Source organism: Alexandriicola marinus (assembly GCF_004000435.1).
Lineage (GTDB): Bacteria > Pseudomonadota > Alphaproteobacteria > Rhodobacterales > Rhodobacteraceae > Alexandriicola > Alexandriicola marinus.
The window spans coordinates 40,525-58,233 of sequence record NZ_RBVZ01000011.1 but is presented as its reverse complement, the minus strand read 5'-3'; the positions used below and the strand labels follow the sequence as shown (position 1 = coordinate 58,233).

The window sequence follows — 17,709 nt, the reverse complement described above, 5'->3', positions numbered from 1 at the left end:
GGGAGATCGGGCAGATAGAGGGATGCAAGATGCAGGTCACCGAGACCCTGAACGAAGGACTGAAGCGCGGGTACGCCATCACGGTGACGGCGGCAGAGCTTGACGAGAAAGTCACCGAGAAGCTCAAGGAAGCCCAGCCCGAGGTGGAGATGAAGGGGTTTCGCAAGGGCAAGGTGCCGCTGAGCCTGCTGCGCAAGCAGTTTGGCGGACGGCTGCTGGGCGAAGCCATGCAGGAATCGATCGATGGTGCGCTGTCCAAGCACCTCGAGGAGTCGGGCGATCGCCCGGCCATGCAGCCCGAGGTCAAGATGACCAACGAGGACTGGAAAGAGGGCGATGACGTCGAGGTTTCCGTCGCCTACGAAGCGCTTCCGCCGGTTCCCGAGGTCGACTTCTCCGCGATCAAGATCGAGCGTCTGAAGGTCGAGGCCGATGAAGAGGCGATCAAAGAGGCTCTCGAGAACCTTGCCGAAAGCGCGCAGAATTTCGAAGACCGCAAGAAGGGCTCCAAGGCGAAAGACGGCGATCAGGTCGTGATCGACTTTGTCGGCCGCGTCGACGGCAAGGCATTCGAAGGCGGTGCGGCGGATGATTATCCGCTGGTTCTGGGATCGAATTCCTTCATCCCCGGCTTCGAAGAGCAGCTGGTCGGTGTGAAGGCCGGCGAGGAAAAGGACGTCGAGGTCAGTTTCCCCGAGGAATACCAGGCGGAGCATCTGGCCGGTAAAGCGGCCGTGTTCTCCTGCACGATCAAGGCCGTGAAGGCCCCCGCCAAGGCCGAGATCGACGACGAGCTGGCCAAGAAGTTCGGCGCCGAGGACCTGGCTGCCCTGAAATCCCAGATCGCCGAGCGGCTCGAGGCCGAATATGCCGGTGCTGCCCGCGCGGTGGCCAAGCGCGCCTTGCTTGACGAACTGGACAAGGTTGTCGATTTCGATCTGCCGCCGAGCCTTGTCGAGGCCGAAGCCAGCCAGATCGCGCATCAGCTGTGGCACGAGGACAACCCCGATGTGCAGGGTCATGATCACGAGAAGATCGAACCCACCGAAGAGCACAACAAGCTGGCCGTGCGGCGGGTGAAGCTGGGCCTTCTGCTGGCCGAGATCGGCCAGAAGGCCGAGGTGCAGGTCACCGATCAGGAGATGACGCAGGCGATCCTCAACCAGGCACGTCAGTACCCCGGTCAGGAGCGGCAATTCTTCGAATTCGTTCAGCAGAATGCCGGTGCGCGTCAGCAGATCCAGGCGCCCCTGTTCGAAGACAAGGTGATCGACCATGTCTTCGATTCGATCACGGTCGACGAAAAGTCCGTGTCTAAGGACGATCTTCAGAAGGCCGTGGAAACGCTCGAAGACGAGTGATCGCCCCCCGGCTGATCGAGAATGACAGGGCCGCATCTTGATGATGCGGCCCTTTTCATTTGCGGCTTCGGCAAATCCGTCGGGTCTCGCGGCTGTGAATTGCCTCGCGGCCCCTCGGGCGTCTAGCCTTGACCTATGTTGCGACTTCTTGGAATTGCCCTGTGCTGCCTGCTTCCCGCAGGCGCGATGGCCTGCTTGTCACCCCAGGGCGAGACCGGACCCATCCCGGTTGCAGGGGCAGAGCTGTTGACCCCGAACCGGTATCTCGTGGCGGCGGGAGGCGAGGTTGAACTGCCGTGCCCGGATGCGCCGTTCGAGATGCCGCGCGGGTTCAGTGCGCGGGTCAGTGCCGGGCCTGACGCGGTGTTCGATCTGGGCGGCATGGAGGGACGCATCCTCGCGGTGCGGGCCTTTGCGACCTGCCCGCTCAGGTTGATCGTGAACACGGGCCTCGGGGTCTGGATCACGGGAGAGCCGCTTGCCGCCGGTGCGCCGGACAGCCATGCGGAGGAATTGTACCTGTGGGGGCCGGGCAACGGGGCCCTGCGTGTCTGGCTCGGCACCGAGGAGGGGACAGGCTGTCCGGCCGAGGTCGAATTGGAGACCTACGATCAATAGGGAATGCAGAACGCCGGACGGGCCATGACCCGCCCGGCATTCGGGTCAGGTGCTGGTGACTTTCCAGACGATGTTGCCGACGTCATCCGCCACGAGGAGCGATTTGCCGTCTGGGCCCACCGCCACGCCCACCGGGCGACCGTAGGAGAATTTCTCATCCTCGGAGAGGAAGCCCGACAGGATGTCGCGCGGCTCGCCCGCGGGCTGGCCATTCTCGAAGGGGATGAAGATCACCCGGTAGCCCGACAGCGTGGCGCGGTTCCACGAGCCGTGCTGGCCGATGACCATGCCTTCGCCAAAGCCCGTAAGTGTGCCCTTGGGCAGCCAGCACAGGCCAAGACAGGCGGTATGTCCGCCGAGCGCGTAATCGGGGCGGGTGGTCTTGGCGACCATGTCGGGATTGGCGGGCACGCGATCATCGACGACCCGATCCCAATAGCACCACGGCCAGCCATAGAACCGCCCGTCCTTGACGGAGGTCAGGTAGTCGGGCGGCGTTTCGTCGCCGAGGCCGTCACGTTCGTTGACCACGGTCCAGAGCGTCTGGGTTGTCGGCTCCCAGGCCACGCCCACGGGATTGCGCAGGCCGCCGGCAAAGACGCGCTGTGTGCCGGCCTCGAGATCGATTTCCTGAATGCAGGCGCGGCCTTCCTCGGCCTCCATCCCTTCGTCGCCGATATTGGTGAGCGATCCGACACCGGCATAAAGCTTGGTGCCGTCGGCATTGGCGATCAGGCTGCGGGTCCAGTGGCCCTCGGGCTTGAAGCTCGCGATGGGACGGCCCGTGCCGGAGAGGGCATTGGCGCCCTCTTCGTAGTCGAAGGCCACCACACCGTCGGTGTTGCCGACGTAGAAGGTCGATCCCACAAGCGCCATGCCGAAGGGCTGGTTCAGCTTGTCCTTGAAGACGTGGCGTTCCTCTGCGACGCCGTCGCCGTCAGGATCGCGCCAGAGCGTGATGCGGTTGGCGCTTTTGCCAAGCGCGTTGGCGCGTTTCATCGTGACCTGGATGGCGTATTCGAACGGGCTCTTGGGCGGGCCAGCCTCGGGGATGGCCTCTGCCACGAGCACGTCGCCATTGGGAAGGACCTCGATCCAGCGGGGATGTTCGAGATTGCTGGCGAAGGGTGTGACGGTCAGGCCCGCGGGCGCAGTGGGCTTGTGATCACCCTCCCACCCCTTGGCCGTGGGCATCTTGAGCGTCATGACCTTCTGATTGCGCGCCTCGGGGATGTTGGGTGCGCCGCCGACGGCGGGCGGGCCCTCGTAGCGCGAGAAGCTGCGCATCAGGATTGCACCGCCCCCGATCATCGCGACGACACGGGCTGCGAAATCTGAAAAGGCCATGGCCAGTTACTCCTGTTGGGGCTGAGACGACGAGAAGGTAACCTATTGGCGCAACGGGTGAAAGACCGGGAGGCGATTTCACCATCCCACGCGCCCGAAAGGAAAAGGGCCGCCCCCGAAGGAGCGGCCCCTGAGTGCCTGGAACAGACCGGTGATCAGCTGTCGTCGCCGTCGTCGGCCCGGGCCTCGGATGCGGCGGGTGCATCGTCACCGTAATCGTCGTCCGCGGCGGAGCCGATATCGTCAAACAGCTCCTGGATTTCGAACTCGGCGGCGGCCTCTTCTTCGGCGGCCAGTTCCTGGATCGATTTGCCCGAAGCCTGAAGCTCGGCCTCTTCGGCGGAGCGGGCCACGTTGATCTCGATCGTGGTTTCCACCTCGGGGTGAAGCGCCACGGTCATGCGGTGCAGGCCCAGTTCCTTGATCGGACCCTGCACAACGATCTGCTTGCGATCGATCGAGAAGCCTTCCTCGGTGGCGACATCGGCCACGTCACGCGGGCTGACGGAGCCGTAGAGCGCGCCCGAATCGGATGCGGAGCGGATGATCACGAATTGCTGGCCATCAAGTTTGGCGGCCATCGCCTCGGCTTCCTTGCGGGTTTCGAGGTTGCGTGCCTCGAGCTGGGCCTTTTCGGTTTCGAAACGGGCCATGTTGGCGTCGTTGGCGCGCATTGCCTTGCCCTGGGGCAGAAGGAAATTGCGGGCGTAGCCTTCCTTGACGGAAACGACTTCGCCCATCTGGCCAAGCTTGGCCACGCGTTCGAGAAGGATGACGTCCATGGGTCGGTCTCCTTATTTCACGGCGTAGGGGAGAAGCGCGAGGAACCGGGCACGCTTGATCGCCTTGGCGAGCTTGCGCTGGTTCTTGGCGCCGACGGCGGTGATCCGGCTGGGCACGATCTTGCCACGCTCGGAGATGTAACGCTGAAGAAGACGCGTATCCTTGTAGTCGATCTTGGGTGCGTTTTCACCTTCGAACGGATCGGTCTTACGGCGGCGGAAAAACGGTTTGGTTGCCATTTGTCTTTATCCTTTCTTGTCTCTGGTCCGGCTCAGCGGCGTTCGCGGCGGCTGTCGCGCTCGTCACGCTTCTGCATCTGGACCGAGGGGCCTTCCTCGTGCTGATCGACCTTGATCGTCATGACGCGCATGACGTCATCATGAAGCCGCATCAGGCGCTCCATTTCCTGAACGGCCGGCGCCGGGGCGTCGGTGCGCAGGAAGGCATAGTGACCCTTGCGGTTCTTGTTGATCTTGTAGGCCATCGTCTTGACGCCCCAGTATTCATTCTCGACGACCTTCCCGCCATTGTCGGCGAGGACCGTTCCGAAATGTTCGATGAGGCTTTCGGCCTGCGCGTTGGACAGATCCTGACGCGCGATAAAGACATGCTCGTAAAGCGGCATGTGAGCTCCATTTTGTCTCGGCGCATTTCATAGACCGGGGCGGTCGTCCCTCCGCACCCCGATCACGAGAGTCTGCGCGGTTCATAAAACGTCGCGAAGGGATGGGGCCTTATACAGGTCGGACCCCGCGTGACAAGGGGTTTGCGCACTCCTGCACCGCGGTATGGGCGACTGCCCAGATAACACCCGAAGAATGCCCCGGCAGCGCCCAGATTATTCCCCCATGAGAACCGTAGGGTCTTTGAGGACACAGGTTCAAGGAGGGGTGCGATGTTTGCCCGATCGGGAAAGACAATCAGACAGAATGTGCAGCACGGGATCGGTGCATTGGATGCCCACCGCACCGAATCGATGGGGTTCGTCGTCGAGGATACCTACTGGGGCTATATCGTGCGCTCGACCGCGCGGACACCTGTCCTTGTGCATCTCATGCAGGGCTTTGCCTTCGTGATCGGCGTTGCGATGGTGATCGCGACGCTGGGTCTGTGGTTGATGCCCGACTCTCTGATCCATGGCCCGATCATCGGGATGAAGTTCGGCGCCTCGACGCTGACGACGATCGCGGGCGGGTTCTTACTCTGGTTTGCCAGCCGTGGGACCGCGACCGAAATCCACGTGGATACCCGGCTGGCCGAGGTCCGCGAGGTCGTGACCAACCGTGCGGGCCGGCCGACGCTGCTGAGCCGTCATGGTTTTGACATCGTCGCGGAAGTGGCGATCGACGCGGAAGGCGAGGCCGAGACCCCGCGTCGCCGGGGTGAACTGGTGATCCGCAGCGAGGAGGCTTCTGCCCTCGTGAAGGTGGCCTCGGGGAGCATCGACGCGCTCGACCGGTTGCGGCAGCGACTGCGGCGCGACCTGATGGTCGCGGCGCCATCTGCCAACCCTGCGCCCTATGATGTCAGCGGCGTGATGATGCGTCTGGCCTGACCGCCCGACATGTTCGCGAACGGCTCTGCCCCGGCAATCGCCGGGGCTTTTGCGTTGTGGCCCGGTTCTTGTGAAGCGTGGCGCGAGGCGATAGAGCGTTCGGCGGAATGCGGGAGACAGGGGATCAGCATATGCGGGCATTGGTTTTTCCGGGGCAGGGCGCACAGACGATCGGGATGGGGCGGGCCCTTGCCGACGCCTATCCGGTCGCAAGGGATGTCTTCGACGAGGTGGACGAGGCACTGGGAGAGCCTTTGAGCCGACTGATCTGGGAGGGCGAAATCGAAGAGCTGACCCTGACGAAGAATGCGCAGCCCGCGCTGATGGCCACATCGATCGCGGCGATCCGTGTTCTGGCGGAGCAGGGCCACGCGGTGACGGATGCCGCGTTCGTGGCAGGGCATTCTCTGGGTGAATATTCCGCGCTGTGCGCCGCAGGGGCGGTCAGCCTCGCGGATACGGCGCGTCTGTTACGGATACGCGGCACCGCGATGCAGGAGGCCGTCCCCGTGGGGCAAGGCGCGATGGCGGCGCTTCTGGGCCTTGATTTCGAGGCCGCCACGCAAGTGGCGCAGGAGGCGGCGCAGGGCGATGTCTGCCAGGCGGCCAATGACAATGACCCCGGTCAGGTCGTGGTGTCGGGCCACAAGGCCGCGGTTGAACGCGCCGTCGAGATCGCCAAGACCCGTGGCGCACGTCGTGCGATGATCCTTCCGGTCAGCGCGCCGTTTCATTCAGAACTGATGGCGCCCGCCGCCGACGTGATGGCCGCGGCGCTGGCCGATGTCGAGATTGGCGCGCCCGTTGTGCCGCTGGTCGCCAATGTGACCGCACAGGCGGTGACCGACCCAACCGAGATCCGGCGCCTGCTGGTCGAGCAGGTGACGGGGTCTGTTCGCTGGCGCGAAAGCGTCGAGTGGATGGCTGGTCAGGGCGTGACCGAGATCTGGGAGGTTGGCTCCGGCAAGGCGCTGTCCGGCATGATCCGTCGGATCGCCAAGGACATCGCGACCCGGCAGATCGGGACACCCGAAGATATCGCCGCACTGGCGGCCGAGTAAGGAAAGGCTCAGACATGTTTGATCTGACAGGAAAGACTGCACTTGTGACCGGGGCGTCCGGCGGTATCGGCGGCGCGATCGCCAAGGCGCTCCACGGGGCGGGGGCGACGGTGGCGCTTTCTGGCACGCGGGTCGAACCGCTGGAGGCATTGGCGGCGGACCTGGGAGAGCGGGCGCATGTCCTGCCCTGCAACCTGAGCGATGCCGAGGCCGTGACTGCGCTGCCCAAGCAGGCGATCGAGGCGATGGGGTCGGTCGATATCCTCGTGAACAACGCGGGCATCACCCGCGACAACATCTTCATGCGCATGTCGGATGATGAGTGGCAGAGCGTGCTGGACGTGAACCTCACCTCGACCATGCGCCTGTGCAAGGGCGTGATCCGTCCGATGATGAAGGCGCGCTGGGGGCGGATCGTCAACATCTCGTCCATCGTCGGGGCGACGGGCAATCCGGGGCAGGCGAATTATGCCGCGTCGAAGGCGGGCATGGTGGGCATGTCAAAATCCATCGCTTACGAGGTGGCAAGCCGGGGTATCACCGTCAATTGCGTGGCGCCCGGTTTCATCACGACGGCGATGACCGACAAGCTGGACGACAGCCAGAAGGACGCGATCCTCGGCCAGGTGCCGATGGCGCGGATGGGGGAGGCCGAGGAGATCGCGGCAGCGGTCCTCTATCTGGCGAGCCCCGAGGCTGGCTATGTCACCGGCGCAACCCTGCATGTGAATGGCGGAATGGCCATGTACTGAGCCGCGCGGGCAGGCTCTGCGGGTCCTTTGACCCATCGGGCGCGAGCGAGCCGAAAGCGTTTGCGTCTTGTTCAAACTCTGCTATAGGCCAGCTTGATTTTCCGGAGGCTGCCCCATCTGGGTGCTGATCGGTTAGGGCCTCTCGGGGCCAGGAGCCGCCCCTCGGGGGCAAAGAAAATGCGGGCGCTCGGCCCGAAATGAACGTGAGGACCTGATATGAGCGACGTCGCAGACCGCGTACGCAAGATCGTTGTTGAGCACCTTGGTGTCGAAGAAGACAAGGTGACGGACAGCGCTTCCTTCATCGATGATCTTGGCGCCGACAGCCTCGACACCGTCGAGCTGGTTATGGCTTTCGAGGAAGAGTTCGGCATCGAGATCCCGGATGACGCCGCCGAGACCATCCAGACCTTTGGTGACGCGGTGAAGTTCATCTCCGAGGCCCAGTAAATTCGGTCGACAGACCAGCGAAGCGGCGCCCTTCGGGGCGCCGTTTTCGTTTGGGCCCTTGCGTTGCAGCGCGGTCACGCAACCGCGTTTTGCACAATGGGACATCCAACCCGATACTCTGTCTGATCGTTCTGGAAAGGACCTGAGACATGAGACGAGTTTGGGGATTGGCCCTCGCGGCGGCAGCGATTCTCCTGGCCGGTCAACTGGGGCTTTTTGCGCGGCTGGGTGCGCATCCGTTCTGGTCGGATTTCACCGCACCTGCGCTGGGCATCCTCGTGGGCGCAGCCGGATATTGTCTGGGCCTGTGGCGCAGGCGCACGGGCTTGATCACGATGATCGTCCTGCTGGTTGCGGCGGCCGCCGCGGCGCGGTTCGGCAAGCAGGTTTTTGCCGCCTCTTACGCCGAGAATGCGCTTGCCGGCGATTTCTGGTTCTTTGGGTGGATCGCTCTGTGCGGGGCCTTGGTCGCGCTTGTGGGGCTGATGCTGGACAGGTCGGTGTTCGATCGCCGTGATGCCTAGCCGCGACGGGCAAGCGACGGCTGTTCCGCGCCCCGAGATAGAGGTTCGATCCGGGTAATACGCTCCGAGCTGCGCGATCGACCGGCACCACTTGCCCCTCCGGCCCTGCACGGGGTATCAGGTCGGCGAGGAAGAGAGCAGCTTGGAGAGCCATCATGCGCCGCGTCGTTGTCACTGGACTGGGCCTTGTCACTCCGCTTGCCGATGGCGTGGAGGCCTCGTGGTCGCGTCTTCTGGACGGGCAATCGGGAGCCGGGACGATCGGAAGCTTTGATGCCAGTCATCTGGCAACCGATTATGCCTGCGAGGTCCCCCGCGGGGACGGCACCGATGGCACGTTCAATCCCGACACCTACATGGCGCCCAAGGATGCCCGGAAGGTCGATGATTTCATCCTGTATGGCGTGGCAGCCGCGCAGCAGGCGGTCACGGATTCGGGCTGGATGCCCGAGGACGAGGAAGGCCAGAACCGCACCGGAGTCTTGATCGGATCGGGGATCGGGGGGCTGAAATCCATTGCCGACACCGCGCTTCTTATCAAGGAAAAGGGCGCGCGGCGCGTGTCGCCGTTCTTTATCCCCGGGGCGCTGATCAACCTGATCTCGGGTCAGGTGAGCATCAAGTACGGCTTCAAGGGCCCGAACCATTCGGTGGTGACCGCCTGTTCGACGGGGGCTCATGCTATTGGCGATGCCAGCCGGATGATCAAGTACGGCGCGGCGGACGTGATGGTGGCCGGTGGGGCCGAGGCCGCGATCTGCGAGATCGGGATCGCCGGGTTCAACGCCTGCAAGGCCCTCTCGACCAAGCGCAGCGATGATCCCAAGGCCGCGAGCCGACCCTATGACATCGATCGCGACGGGTTCGTCATGGGCGAGGGCGCGGGCATCGTCGTTCTGGAAGAATACGAACACGCCAAGGCGCGCGGAGCCAAGATTTACGCCGAGGTGCTGGGTTACGGCATGTCGGGCGACGCCTATCACATCACCGCGCCATCCGAGGATGGCGACGGGGCCGAACGGTCGATGCGGGCAGCACTGGCCGATGCCGGGCTGGAGCCTGCAGCGATCGATTACATCAACGCACATGGCACATCGACCATGGCCGACGTGATCGAGCTGGGCGCGGTCGAGCGTATGATGGGCGACGCGGCCGGGAAGGTGACGATGTCCTCGACCAAGTCGATGACCGGACACCTTCTGGGGGCGGCAGGCGCGATCGAGGCGATCTTTTCGATCCTTGCGATCCGCGATCAGGTGGCGCCGCCCACGATCAACCTCGACAATCCGGCGGTCGAGAGCCCGATCGACCTTGCCCCGAATGCCAAGCGGGAACGTGAGGTGAAGGTGGCGCTGTCGAATTCCTTCGGCTTTGGCGGCACCAATGCGAGCGTCATCTTCGGAGCGACCGGCTGATGTGGCGTCATATCGCCTCCAACGCTCTGACGTTTCTGATCGTCGTCCTGTTTCTGCTGGCAGGGCTCGTGACGTGGGGTGTGAACAGCTATCAGGCCGAGGGCCCGCTGGAAGAGGCGATCTGTCTGCGCGTGGAAAGCGGTTCGAACATGCGCCGGGTCAGCGAACGGCTGGAATCGCAGGGCGCGATCTCGTCGGCGTCGATCTTCAGGCTGGGCGCGGATTATTCGGAAAAGTCGGCCGATCTGAAAGCCGGCAGTTTCCTGGTTCAGCCGGGTGCATCGATGGCCGAGATCGTCGATCAGGTAACCGCGTCTGGCGCGAGCACCTGCGGCACGCAGATTGTCTATACGATCGGTGTGGCCCGCACGATCGCCCGGGTGCGCGATCTGGATCCCGCGACCAGCGAGTTCGTGGAGATGGCCCGGTTCGAGCCCCTGTCGGAAGAACCGCCGGAGGCATACCTGTCGGCCAAGCAGGCGCCGGATACCGAGTTCAACATTCTTGTCGTCGAGGGCACGACCGTCTGGCAGGTGATCACCTCGCTGAACGCGTTGGATATCCTTGAAGGCGAGATCGAGGACTTGCCACCCGAGGGGATGCTGGCGCCAGATCAATACGAAGTTGCGCCGGGCACCGATGTCGAGACTCTGGTCAACCGGATGCTGGCCGCCCAGGCCGAACGGCTGGCCGATGCCTGGTCCAACCGGGTCGACGGCCTGCCGATCGAAACACCGGAGGAGGCGCTGATCCTCGCGTCGATCGTCGAGAAGGAAACGGGCGGCGTGGACGAGGTGCGCACGGTGGCAAGCGTGTTCGAGAACCGTCTTCGGCAGGGGATGCGGCTTCAGACGGACCCGACGGTCATCTATGGCGTGACGGGTGGCGAGGGCGTTCTTGGGCGCGGGTTGCGCCAGAGCGAGCTGCGCGCCGAGACGCCCTACAACACCTATGTCATTCAGGGCCTTCCGCCGACGCCCATCGCCAATCCGGGGCTGGCCAGCATCGAGGCCGTTCTGAACCCGGAGGAGACGGATTACATCTTCTTCGTGGCAAAGACGCTGGACCCGGCCGACGGGCATAATTTTGCGGTCACGCTCGAGGAGCATAATCGCAACGTCGCGGCCTACCGCGCGCTGGAGGCCGAGCGCGACAGCGCGAATTGATGGCAAGGCTCCGTTTGCGCTGACCGAAGCTTTTCAAGGACCGCTGCTGAACCGCTGAACCGATCCATGCCTTGGCTGAGCCAGGGACCGTTGCCCTGTGCGATCGTCGGCGACCGCGCGGTGGGGTCCGGATTCCTTAGACACTTCCAGTCAGTCTGATCGTCAATGACGGGTGCCGGCCAAGGCATTCGCGGGGTGGTCCATCGGGCCCCCGGAGGCAATGCGGGCGAGAGCAGATGACCGAAGACGACCTGACCGAGGACGCGCGGACCGACGATGCCGCGCGTTTGTATGACGAAAGCCTGATCCTTCTAACGAGTGTCAGCGGCACGCTTGCGGCTTTGCTGCGCCGCGTGAGCAAAGGTGATGCCACGGCGCTCAAGGAGCTGACGGCAAAGCAGGCGGAACTGGAATACGCGCTGAAGCGCGCCTTCGAGACGGAGCAAAGGTTCAATGACTGGAAAGCCAAGCAGGATCGATCTTCATGGTCCGACGAGATCGATTTCGAGACCGTACGATACGACATCGGGTGCCGCCTGGCTCGCCTCCGGTCCTGTTGCGAGGCAGACTGAGTTCCTTGACGGGCTGACCGAAGCGGAGCTTCGGGCCTTGCCCTACATGTTCGAGTTCTGGGCGCTGGAGCATCAGCTGCCGCCCGACGGCGACTGGCGGACGTGGATCATGCTGGGAGGCCGCGGCGCGGGCAAGACACGGGCGGGCGCGGAATGGGTGCGGGCGCATGTCGAAGGGTCGCGACCGGGTGATCCGGGCCGAGCCGCGCGCGTGGGCCTGATCGGCGAGACGCTTGATCAGGTGCGCGAGGTGATGGTTTTTGGCGAAAGCGGGATCATGGCGGCAACGCCGCCGGACCGTCGCCCGCAATGGATCGCGAGCAGGCGGATGCTGATCTGGCCCAACGGGGCGATGGCGCATGCCTTTTCGGCGCATGATCCGGACAGCCTGCGCGGGCCGCAATTCGATCTGGTCTGGGCCGATGAGCTGGCCAAGTGGAAAAGGGCTGACGAGGCGTGGAACATGATCCAGTTCTGCCTGCGTCTGGGGGACGACCCAAAGGCCTGTGTCACGACGACGCCACGCAACGTGGCCGCGCTGAAGACACTTCTTGATGCGCCGTCAACGGCGATCACGCAGGCGGCCACCAAGGCCAACCGTGCGAACCTGCCCGAGGCGTTCCTGCGCGAAGTGGAACGGCGCTATGCGGGCACCAGCCTCGGGATGCAGGAGCTGGACGGTGTGTTGCTGACCGAGCCCGAGGGCGCGCTCTGGACCGTGGAGACACTTGATGCGGCGCGCCGGGAGCGGCCGGAGCAGTTCGACCGGGTGATCGTCGCCGTCGATCCGCCGGTGACGGGCAAGTCCACCTCTGATGAATGCGGGATCGTGGTGGTGGGCATCGTTCAGGCGGGCGACCCGTCACAATGGGGCGCATGGGTGATCGAGGATGCGACCGTGGCGGGCAAGTCTCCTGTCGGCTGGGCGCAGGCGGCCGTGGATGCCTTTCATCGGCATGATGCCGACCGGGTTGTCGCCGAGGTCAACCAGGGCGGCGAGATGGTCGAGACGATCCTTCGGCAGGTCGCGCCGATGATCCCCTATCGGGGTGTTCATGCGAGCCGGTCGAAGGCCGCGCGGGCCGAGCCTGCGGCGGCGCTTTATGAGCAGCGTCGCGTACATCATCTGCGGGGGCTCGCGCAGCTTGAACAGCAGATGCTGATGATGACGCGGGCCGGTTTCGCCGGGCCGGGATCGCCGGACCGCGTGGATGCGCTTGTCTGGGCGCTTTACGAGGGGATCATAGAACCTGCGCGCAGCTGGAGCCGGCCCCGGATGCGCAGCCTCTAGGCCCCTGAGCGGTGTTGCGCGGGGCGGGGGCCACCGCGCGGGGCGGAAGGATCATCTTCAGGTCGATGCCCCATGATCCCCTCAGCACGACGAAACGCCCCCACGAGGCAACGAGGAGCACGGCATGTTCGGATTTGGCAAGCGCGGCGAGGCGGAGACCGAGGCGCCCACGGAAACCAAGGCATCGGCCGCCGGTCGGGTGATGGCATGGGGCGGAGCGGGGCGCGTGGCGTGGAGCCCGCGGGATACCGTATCGCTGACGCGGGCCGGATTCCTTGGCAATCCGGTGGGGTTTCGGGCGGTCCGGCTGATCGCGGAGGCCGCGGCGGCGTTGCCGCTGGTGATGCAGGATGCCGAGCAGCGCTATGAGGTGCACCCGCTGCTGGAACTTCTGGCGCGCCCGAACGGCGTGCAGGGACGGGCCGAGCTGCTGGAGGCGCTGTATGGGCAGATCCTGCTGAGCGGGAATGGCTATGTGGAGGCGGTGGGCGCCGCGGCGACGGAGACCGGCTTGCCGATCGAGCTGCATGTGCTGCGGTCGGACAGGATGTCGCTTGTGCCGGGGCAAGACGGCTGGCCGGTGGCCTATGAATACAACGTCGGCGGTCGCAAGCACCGGTTCAGCGTGGGCGATGGTGTGACGCCGGTTTGCCATATCCGGAGTTTTCATCCGCAGGATGACCACTACGGGTTTTCGCCGATCCAGGCGGCGGCGAGCGCGATTGACGTGCACAACGCCGCGTCGCGCTGGTCGAAGGCGCTGCTGGACAATGCGGCACGGCCGTCCGGGGCGATCGTCTATCGCGGCGCGGATGGGCAGGCCTCGATGAGCGCGGATCAATATGACCGGCTCTTGTCGGAGATGGAGACGCAGCATCAAGGCGCGCGGAATGCGGGGCGGCCGATGCTTCTAGAAGGCGGGCTGGACTGGAAGCCGATGGGCTTTTCTCCGTCGGACATGGAATTCCAGAAGACAAAGGAGGCCGCCGCCCGCGAGATCGCTCTCGCCTTTGGTGTGCCGCCGATGCTGTTGGGCATTCCTGGCGATGCGACCTATGCCAACTACCAGGAGGCGAACCGGGCATTCTATCGCCTGACGGTTCTGCCGCTGGCGAGCCGGGTTGTGAGCGCGCTGGCCGATTGGCTGAGCGATTTTCAGGGGCTGCGGTTCACGCTGAAGCCTGACCTGGATCAGGTTCCGGCACTGGCGCAGGAGCGCGACGCGCAATGGCGGCGGGTCAGTGATGCGGTCTTTCTCAGCATAGCGGAAAAGCGCGCGATCCTGGGCTTGCCGGCGCGGCAGGACGATACCGATGACGCATGACAAGCCGCGCCTGCCCGGGAATTTCGCCTGTGCGCCGGGCATGCGGATCGAGGCGCACGAGAGAGTGTCTGAGCTGCAATTCCGGCAGATGGCCGCGCAGCTGAGCCGGCTGGAACAGGTGATCGAGCGGCTGGAGCGGCGGTTGTGGCTGGCGGTCTATGGGGTGGCGGGCGTGATCCTTGCACAGGCGGTGCAATCGATCATGGCGGTGGCACCGTGAAGAAGGGGACGAGGATGGAACTGGAACATAAATTCGCCCGGCTGGGCGAGGATCTGACGGTTGCCGAGACGACTGAGGATGCTGTCGTGATCGAGGGCTATGCCTCGCTTTTCGGGCGCACGGACAAGGGGCGCGACGTGGTGGAGCCCGGGGCCTATGCGGCCTCGCTCCAGCGGTTGGGGGCCAAGGGCGACAAGGTTCGGATGCTCTGGCAGCATGATCCGACCCAGCCGATCGGCGTCTGGGACGAGGTGCGCGAGGATGCAACGGGCCTGTGGGTCCGAGGCCGTATCCTGACGACGATCACCAAGGGCCGGGAGGCCGCGGCACTTCTGGCGGCCAAGGCGATCGACGGGCTGTCGATCGGATATCGCACGATCCGGGCCCGCAAGGATGACACGGGGCTGCGGCGCCTGTCTGAGCTGGAGCTTTGGGAAGTGTCGCTTGTGACGTTCCCGATGCTTCCCGAGGCGCGGGTCGCGGCCAAGGGGGAGGACCCCGAGGCGATCGATCTTCGTGAACTGGCACACGTCTTCACCGAGGCGCGGGCCGAGCTGAACCGGGCGTGACGCCGCAGATGGCCTAACGTCTCACCCAAGAGAGGAACCTCGATGAGCAAGACCGAAGCGCAGGCTTCGGCCGGGGAAGATCTGTCTCCGGCACAGGAGCTGAAGGCCGCTGTCGCGGGCTTCATGAGCGACATCACCACCAAACTTCAACAGCAGGACGAACGCATGACCAGACTGGACCGAAAGAGCATGATCGCGGGTGCACGCCCCGCGCTGAGCCAGGGGGGCGCCATCGAGGCGCCGCATCAGAAGGCGTTTGCCGCCTATCTGCGCAGTGGCGACGATGATGCGCTGCGCGGGCTCGAGTTCGAGGGCAAGGCGATGAGTACCTCGGTCGCGGCGGATGGCGGCTATCTTGTCGATCCGCAGACGGCGGCCGAGATCCAGTCGGTTCTCAACGCCACGGCGTCGATCCGGGCGATCGCGAACGTGGTGAACGTGGACGCAACCTCCTATGATGTGCTGATCGATCACACCGAGATGGGATCGGGCTGGGCCACCGAGACGGCCGGCACGACCGAGACCGGCACGCCGACGATCGACCGCATCTCGATCCCGCTGCATGAGCTGTCGGCCCTGCCCAAGGTGTCGCAGCGTCTGCTGGATGACACGGCGTTCGACATCGAAAGCTGGCTGGCCGGACGGATCGCGGACAAGTTCGCCCGGTCCGAAGCTGCGGCCTTTGTCGCGGGCGACGGCGTCGACAAGCCGCGCGGCTTCCTCGATTATCCGCAGGTCGATGACGTGGTCTGGGCCTGGGGCAATATCGGGACGGTGCCGACCGGAACCGATGGCGATTTCAGCTCCATCGCCCCGGGCGATGCCATCATCGACCTCGTCTATTCGCTGGGTGCGGAATATCGCGCGGGTGCGAGTTTTGTCATGAATTCCAAGACTGCGGGCGCCGTGCGCAAGCTGAAGGATGCGGATGGGCGTTTCCTGTGGTCGGACGGTCTGGCCGCAGGCGAGCCTGCACGGCTCATGGGCTACCCGGTGCTGATCGCCGAGGACATGCCGGACATCGCGACCGGTTCGGTCGCCATCGCGTTCGGCAATTTCGCCGCCGGTTATACCGTGGCGCAGCGCCCGGACCTTCGGGTCCTGCGTGACCCGTTCTCGGCCAAACCGCATGTGCTGTTCTACGCGACCAAGCGCGTCGGCGGCGCCGTGAGCGATTTCGCGGCGATCAAGCTGCTGAAATTCGCGGTCAGCTGATCCGCCGATCCGGTGCCCGGCCCGTGAGGGGCCGGGCCCTTGGGCCGGGAAGATCCGGCCGGATGTCACAACGATATGCGGAGACATGGCATGATGTTGGTTGAGACGACCACGGTTCCGGAGGCCGCGCTCCCGTTGTCCGATTTCAAGGCGCATCTGCGTCAGGGCACCGGTTTCGGCGAAGACAACGTGCAGGACGCCGTACTCGTGAGTTTCCTTCGTGCCGCCATGTCGGCCATCGAGGGGCGCACGGGGCGGATCCTTCTTGAGCACGCGTTTTCCCTGAGACTGGACGAGTGGCGCCGGGCGGGGGAGATCGGCCTGCCCGTGGCGCCGGTCGCGAGCGTCGCGGCTTTTGAGATCGTGGGGCCCGATGGCAGCGTCACGGTGATCGATCCGGATGGATGGCGGCTTGTCCCGGACATGCAGGAGCCACGGGTGGTCATGCTGGGCGCGGCCTTGCCCACGCTGCCGACCGGTGGCCATGCGCGGCTCGCGTTCACGGCGGGACATGGTCCGGACTGGACTGACCTTCCGCCGGATCTGCGGCAGGCGGTGATGATGCTGGCTGCCCATTATTACGAATACCGCAATGATACGGGGCTGGACGCGGGCTGCATGCCATTCGGGGTGAGTGCCCTGACCGAGCGCTATCGCAAACTGCGCCTGTCGGCCGGAGGTGAGAGATGAGCCGCGTCCAGCCAAGGCTTGACCGTGCCCTCCTGCTTGAGACGCCGGAGCGCGTCCCCGACGGGGCTGGCGGGGTCACGGTGACCTGGGCGGCGCTGGGCACGCTTTGGGCGGAGCTGCGCCCGGGCGCCGGGCGGGAACGGTCGGGGCGGGCCACGACGGTCAGTCGCTCGCCCTGGCGGATCATCGTGCGCGGCGCACCGGTCGGCTCCGCCGCGCGGCCGCAGCCGGACCAGCGGTTCCGCGAGGGGCAGCGGATCTTTGCGATCCTTGCTGTGACCGAGGTCGATCCGACCGGGCGATACCTGATGTGCCATGCCGAAGAGGAGACGGTCGCATGAGCTACGGAGTATCGGCCGCACTTCAGGAGGCGGTCTATCAGCGGCTGGTCGGCGATGCCGCGCTTGGCGCGATCGTGGGTGACGCGATCTATGATGCGGTGCCGCAGGGCACGCTGCCGCCGATCTATGTCGTTCTGGGCGCCGAGCAGGTCACTGACCGGTCGGACCAGACGGGCCGCGGAGCGCGGCACGAGATGACGGTCAGCGTGATCACCGATCTTGCGAGTTTCGCGACGGCCAAGATCGCCGCGGGCGCGGTGTCGGACGCGCTGGGCGATGCCGCGATGACCCTCAGCCGCGGCAGCCTTGTCGCGATGAATTTCCACAAGGCCCGTGCCGTCAGACTGAGCGGCAGCGAAAAGCGTCAGATCGACGTGATTTTCCGGGCGTTGGTCGAGGACGACCCGACCGGGACCTGAACGGCGTCGCCGGCGGGGCCGGGGGCGAAACAGACA

At 64.9% G+C, this 17,709-nt stretch carries 22 protein-coding genes; 18 read left to right on the top strand and 4 right to left on the bottom strand.

Going from position 1 to position 17,709, the window contains the following annotated elements; genetic code table 11:
• Nucleotides 1-29 precede the first annotated feature (29 nt).
• Both tig and EP376_RS19350 read left to right on the top strand, forming a co-directional pair.
• Nucleotides 30-1,361, top strand: a complete 1,332-nt coding sequence (tig, locus tag EP376_RS19355; RefSeq protein ID WP_127657281.1) for a trigger factor — start codon at nt 30-32, stop codon at nt 1,359-1,361.
• A gap of 246 nt (nt 1,362-1,607) precedes the next feature.
• Entirely contained in the window at nt 1,608-1,979 is a 372-nt protein-coding gene (locus EP376_RS19350) for a hypothetical protein (protein ID WP_127657280.1), read from the top strand.
• A 45-nt stretch (nt 1,980-2,024) separates the two neighbouring features.
• On the opposite strand, the gene EP376_RS19345 is transcribed toward EP376_RS19350, so the two are convergent.
• The 4 genes from EP376_RS19345 to rpsF all read right to left on the bottom strand — a co-directional run bounded on the left by EP376_RS19345 (nt 2,025) and on the right by rpsF (nt 4,734).
• A complete protein-coding gene (locus EP376_RS19345; RefSeq protein ID WP_127657279.1) occupies nt 2,025-3,326 on the bottom strand; it encodes a PQQ-dependent sugar dehydrogenase in 1,302 nt (433 codons plus the stop codon).
• 155 nt (nt 3,327-3,481) lie between these two features.
• Complete coding sequence (gene rplI, locus EP376_RS19340; protein ID WP_127657278.1) at nt 3,482-4,108, bottom strand: 50S ribosomal protein L9; 627 nt, start codon at nt 4,106-4,108, stop codon at nt 3,482-3,484.
• 12 nt (nt 4,109-4,120) lie between these two features.
• Nucleotides 4,121-4,348, bottom strand: coding sequence for a 30S ribosomal protein S18 (gene rpsR / locus EP376_RS19335; RefSeq protein ID WP_127657277.1), 228 nt, complete (start codon nt 4,346-4,348; stop codon nt 4,121-4,123).
• Between the two features lie 32 nt (nt 4,349-4,380).
• Nucleotides 4,381-4,734 carry a 30S ribosomal protein S6 gene (gene rpsF, locus EP376_RS19330; protein WP_127657276.1) on the bottom strand — a complete coding sequence of 118 codons (354 nt, stop codon included), beginning with the start codon at nt 4,732-4,734 and terminating at the stop codon, nt 4,381-4,383.
• Between the two features lie 270 nt (nt 4,735-5,004).
• Here rpsF and EP376_RS19325 point away from each other — a divergent pair, with 270 nt between their 5' ends.
• From EP376_RS19325 to EP376_RS19255, 16 genes are all read left to right on the top strand, one after another.
• Nucleotides 5,005-5,664 (top strand): hypothetical protein, encoded by a 660-nt coding sequence (locus EP376_RS19325; protein ID WP_127657275.1) that lies wholly within the window; start codon nt 5,005-5,007, stop codon nt 5,662-5,664.
• A gap of 131 nt (nt 5,665-5,795) precedes the next feature.
• Nucleotides 5,796-6,725 (top strand): ACP S-malonyltransferase, encoded by a 930-nt coding sequence (gene fabD, locus EP376_RS19320; protein ID WP_127657274.1) that lies wholly within the window; start codon nt 5,796-5,798, stop codon nt 6,723-6,725.
• Between the two features lie 14 nt (nt 6,726-6,739).
• Nucleotides 6,740-7,477, top strand: coding sequence for a 3-oxoacyl-ACP reductase FabG (gene fabG, locus EP376_RS19315; protein WP_127657273.1), 738 nt, complete (start codon nt 6,740-6,742; stop codon nt 7,475-7,477).
• Between the two features lie 216 nt (nt 7,478-7,693).
• Nucleotides 7,694-7,927, top strand: a complete 234-nt coding sequence (locus EP376_RS19310; RefSeq protein ID WP_127657272.1) for an acyl carrier protein — start codon at nt 7,694-7,696, stop codon at nt 7,925-7,927.
• Nucleotides 7,928-8,076: 149 nt separating this feature from the next.
• Nucleotides 8,077-8,451 (top strand): hypothetical protein, encoded by a 375-nt coding sequence (locus tag EP376_RS19305; RefSeq protein ID WP_127657271.1) that lies wholly within the window; start codon nt 8,077-8,079, stop codon nt 8,449-8,451.
• A gap of 155 nt (nt 8,452-8,606) precedes the next feature.
• Nucleotides 8,607-9,866, top strand: coding sequence for a beta-ketoacyl-ACP synthase II (gene fabF, locus EP376_RS19300; protein ID WP_127657270.1), 1,260 nt, complete (start codon nt 8,607-8,609; stop codon nt 9,864-9,866).
• On the top strand, nt 9,866-11,032 hold the full coding sequence (gene mltG / locus EP376_RS19295) for an endolytic transglycosylase MltG (protein WP_127657269.1): 1,167 nt from the start codon (nt 9,866-9,868) through the stop codon (nt 11,030-11,032). Before fabF ends, mltG begins: the two co-directional genes overlap by 1 nt.
• Before the next feature lie 236 nt (nt 11,033-11,268).
• Entirely contained in the window at nt 11,269-11,604 is a 336-nt protein-coding gene (locus EP376_RS23070; RefSeq protein ID WP_164745000.1) for a hypothetical protein, read from the top strand.
• Between the two features lie 46 nt (nt 11,605-11,650).
• The gene (locus tag EP376_RS19290; protein WP_238928914.1) at nt 11,651-12,895 is read left to right on the top strand and encodes a DNA-packaging protein; all 1,245 of its coding nucleotides are present in this window, start codon (nt 11,651-11,653) and stop codon (nt 12,893-12,895) included.
• Nucleotides 12,896-13,019: 124 nt separating this feature from the next.
• A complete protein-coding gene (locus tag EP376_RS19285) occupies nt 13,020-14,219 on the top strand; it encodes a phage portal protein (protein WP_127657267.1) in 1,200 nt (399 codons plus the stop codon).
• Complete coding sequence (locus EP376_RS19280; RefSeq protein ID WP_127657266.1) at nt 14,209-14,439, top strand: GTA head formation protein, RCAP_rcc01685 family; 231 nt, start codon at nt 14,209-14,211, stop codon at nt 14,437-14,439. The genes EP376_RS19285 and EP376_RS19280 overlap by 11 nt, the downstream gene beginning before the upstream one ends.
• A 14-nt stretch (nt 14,440-14,453) precedes the next feature.
• On the top strand, nt 14,454-15,008 hold the full coding sequence (locus EP376_RS19275) for an HK97 family phage prohead protease (RefSeq protein WP_127657265.1): 555 nt from the start codon (nt 14,454-14,456) through the stop codon (nt 15,006-15,008).
• Between the two features lie 42 nt (nt 15,009-15,050).
• A complete protein-coding gene (locus EP376_RS19270) occupies nt 15,051-16,223 on the top strand; it encodes a phage major capsid protein (protein WP_127657264.1) in 1,173 nt (390 codons plus the stop codon).
• Between the two features lie 90 nt (nt 16,224-16,313).
• Complete coding sequence (locus tag EP376_RS19265; RefSeq protein ID WP_127657263.1) at nt 16,314-16,913, top strand: head-tail connector protein; 600 nt, start codon at nt 16,314-16,316, stop codon at nt 16,911-16,913.
• Complete coding sequence (locus EP376_RS19260; protein ID WP_127657262.1) at nt 16,910-17,254, top strand: head-tail adaptor protein; 345 nt, start codon at nt 16,910-16,912, stop codon at nt 17,252-17,254. The genes EP376_RS19265 and EP376_RS19260 overlap by 4 nt, the downstream gene beginning before the upstream one ends.
• Nucleotides 17,251-17,673 carry a DUF3168 domain-containing protein gene (locus EP376_RS19255; RefSeq protein WP_127657261.1) on the top strand — a complete coding sequence of 141 codons (423 nt, stop codon included), beginning with the start codon at nt 17,251-17,253 and terminating at the stop codon, nt 17,671-17,673. The genes EP376_RS19260 and EP376_RS19255 overlap by 4 nt, the downstream gene beginning before the upstream one ends.
• The last annotated feature ends 36 nt before the right edge of the window (nt 17,674-17,709 follow it).

Bases quoted from the DNA above. Each gene is read 5' to 3' on its own strand.
- EP376_RS19280 (WP_127657266.1), top strand. From the start codon at position 14,209: ATGACGCATGACAAGCCGCGCCTGCCCGGGAATTTCGCCTGTGCGCCG.
- EP376_RS19345 (WP_127657279.1), bottom strand. From the start codon at position 3,326: ATGGCCTTTTCAGATTTCGCAGCCCGTGTCGTCGCGATGATCGGGGGC.
- EP376_RS19260 (WP_127657262.1), top strand. From the start codon at position 16,910: ATGAGCCGCGTCCAGCCAAGGCTTGACCGTGCCCTCCTGCTTGAGACG.
- EP376_RS19270 (WP_127657264.1), top strand. From the start codon at position 15,051: ATGAGCAAGACCGAAGCGCAGGCTTCGGCCGGGGAAGATCTGTCTCCG.
- fabF (WP_127657270.1), top strand. From the start codon at position 8,607: ATGCGCCGCGTCGTTGTCACTGGACTGGGCCTTGTCACTCCGCTTGCC.
- EP376_RS19305 (WP_127657271.1), top strand. From the start codon at position 8,077: ATGAGACGAGTTTGGGGATTGGCCCTCGCGGCGGCAGCGATTCTCCTG.
- rplI (WP_127657278.1), bottom strand. From the start codon at position 4,108: ATGGACGTCATCCTTCTCGAACGCGTGGCCAAGCTTGGCCAGATGGGC.
- EP376_RS23070 (WP_164745000.1), top strand. From the start codon at position 11,269: ATGACCGAAGACGACCTGACCGAGGACGCGCGGACCGACGATGCCGCG.
- EP376_RS19255 (WP_127657261.1), top strand. From the start codon at position 17,251: ATGAGCTACGGAGTATCGGCCGCACTTCAGGAGGCGGTCTATCAGCGG.
- rpsR (WP_127657277.1), bottom strand. From the start codon at position 4,348: ATGGCAACCAAACCGTTTTTCCGCCGCCGTAAGACCGATCCGTTCGAA.
- EP376_RS19325 (WP_127657275.1), top strand. From the start codon at position 5,005: ATGTTTGCCCGATCGGGAAAGACAATCAGACAGAATGTGCAGCACGGG.
- fabD (WP_127657274.1), top strand. From the start codon at position 5,796: ATGCGGGCATTGGTTTTTCCGGGGCAGGGCGCACAGACGATCGGGATG.
- mltG (WP_127657269.1), top strand. From the start codon at position 9,866: ATGTGGCGTCATATCGCCTCCAACGCTCTGACGTTTCTGATCGTCGTC.
- fabG (WP_127657273.1), top strand. From the start codon at position 6,740: ATGTTTGATCTGACAGGAAAGACTGCACTTGTGACCGGGGCGTCCGGC.
- EP376_RS19310 (WP_127657272.1), top strand. From the start codon at position 7,694: ATGAGCGACGTCGCAGACCGCGTACGCAAGATCGTTGTTGAGCACCTT.
- rpsF (WP_127657276.1), bottom strand. From the start codon at position 4,734: ATGCCGCTTTACGAGCATGTCTTTATCGCGCGTCAGGATCTGTCCAAC.
- EP376_RS19275 (WP_127657265.1), top strand. From the start codon at position 14,454: ATGGAACTGGAACATAAATTCGCCCGGCTGGGCGAGGATCTGACGGTT.
- EP376_RS19290 (WP_238928914.1), top strand. From the start codon at position 11,651: ATGTTCGAGTTCTGGGCGCTGGAGCATCAGCTGCCGCCCGACGGCGAC.
- EP376_RS19265 (WP_127657263.1), top strand. From the start codon at position 16,314: ATGATGTTGGTTGAGACGACCACGGTTCCGGAGGCCGCGCTCCCGTTG.
- tig (WP_127657281.1), top strand. From the start codon at position 30: ATGCAGGTCACCGAGACCCTGAACGAAGGACTGAAGCGCGGGTACGCC.
- EP376_RS19285 (WP_127657267.1), top strand. From the start codon at position 13,020: ATGTTCGGATTTGGCAAGCGCGGCGAGGCGGAGACCGAGGCGCCCACG.